The 1,697-nt window shown below is 63.5% G+C and carries 2 protein-coding genes; both read left to right on the top strand.

Annotation, left to right across the window (positions count from 1 at the left end; genetic code table 11):
- The first annotated feature begins 134 nt into the window (after window positions 1-134).
- Window positions 135-1,388: a sarcosine oxidase subunit beta gene (locus EN994_RS30160; RefSeq protein ID WP_063169865.1), complete on the top strand. Its 1,254-nt coding sequence runs from the start codon at window positions 135-137 to the stop codon at window positions 1,386-1,388.
- Window positions 1,389-1,458: 70 nt separating this feature from the next.
- Window positions 1,459-1,697: sarcosine oxidase subunit delta (locus tag EN994_RS30155; RefSeq protein ID WP_127308085.1), on the top strand; the 239-nt coding region annotated here is incomplete at its 3' end.

Below are 1,697 nucleotides of genomic sequence, written 5' to 3'. Positions count from 1 at the left end.
CGTCATCGCCTCGTCGCCATACGATCCACTGGGCAAGGCGATGCGGGCATGACCGATCGAACCGGTGACGTCGGTGCGGAAGACCATGCGATGATCCACGTTTCTTTCCGAAAATCAGGCCGGTCCGGCACGTCATGACCACACGCTATTCCGCCTTTTCGCTGTTCAAGGAGGGCCTGGCCGGCCAAACCGGCTGGCAACCGGCGTGGCGCTCGCCCGAGCCGAAACTGTCCTATGATGCGATCGTCATCGGTGGCGGCGGCCATGGGCTGGCAACGGCCTATTACCTGGCCAAGAACCACAACATCACCAGGGTAGCGGTGCTGGAAAAAGGCTGGATCGGCGGCGGCAACACCGGCCGCAACACCACCGTGGTGCGCTCCAACTACTATTATCCGGAGAGCGTCGAGCTATACGGGCTGGCGCACCGGCTCTATGAGGGATTGTCGAAAGAGCTCAACTACAACGTCATGCTGTCGCAACGCGGCATGGTCAATCTCTGCCACTCGACCGGCGAGATGGAGATCGGCGCCCGCACCGTCAACGCCATGCAGATCAACGGCATCAATGCAGAGCTGTTTTCGCCTGACGATGTGCGCCGGGTGGCGCCGATCTACAATTTTTCACCGGACGCACGCTTCCCGGTGTTCGGCGGTATCTGGCAAGGCAGGGCCGGAACGGCACGCCATGATGCGGTCGCCTGGGGCTATGCGCGGGCCGCAAGCCGACTCGGCGTCGACATCATCCAGAACTGCGAGATCACCGATTTCATCATCGAGGGCGGCCGCTGCCGTGGCGTCCAGACCTCGCGTGGCGCGATCCGTGCCGAGCGTATCGGCATGGCGGTGGCCGGGCATTCTTCGGTGCTGGCGGCCAAGGCCGGCTTCCGCCTGCCGATCAATTCCTATGCGCTGCAGGCCTGCGTGTCCGAACCGGTCAAGCCGATCCTCGACACGGTGGTGCTGTCGCCCGGCTGCGGCGTCTATGTCAGCCAGTCGGACAAGGGCGAGATCGTCATCGGCGGCGGGCTCGACCGCATCCCCTCCTACGCGCAGCGCGGCAATCTGCCGACGCTGGAGGGGGTGATCGCCGGCCTTTTGGAGATGTTCCCGATCTTCGGCCAGCTCAAGCTGATGCGGCAATGGGCTGGGATCGTCGATGTCGTGCCGGACTCCTCGCCGATCATCGGCCCCTCGCCGCTGCCCGGCCTGTTCCTCAATTGCGGCTGGGGCACGGGCGGCTTCAAGGCCATTCCCGCAGGCGGCACGCTGCTGGCGAACCTGCTGGCGACTGGCGAACACAACCACATCAGCCGTCCGTTCGACCTTGATCGCTTCGCCAGCGGGCGGCTGATCGACGAAGCGGCCGGCTCCGGCATCGCGCACTGATGCATGTCGCCCAAAAGTACGCAGCGGTTTGGGGAGAACGACATGCATAAAGACGAAGATTGAGGATTTTATGCAGCTTTTCCCTTGCCCATTCTGCGGCCCGCGCGACGAAACCGAATTCCACTATGGCGGCGATGCCGGAAATGCGCGGCCGGATGGCGCCGATGTGCCGATCGATCGCTGGGCTGATTACCTCTATCTGCGCACCAATCCGAAAGGCACGGCGCGCGAAATCTGGGTTCACATGAACTGCGGCGAGTTCTTCGTCATGGAGCGCGACACCGTCACCCACAAGGTGCTGTCCTCGGC

The organism is Mesorhizobium sp. M7A.F.Ca.CA.002.09.1.1 (genome assembly GCF_003998555.1).
Taxonomy (GTDB): domain Bacteria; phylum Pseudomonadota; class Alphaproteobacteria; order Rhizobiales; family Rhizobiaceae; genus Mesorhizobium; species Mesorhizobium ciceri.
Note: the sequence above shows the minus strand (reverse complement) of the source record. Positions and strands in the feature narration are given on the sequence as shown.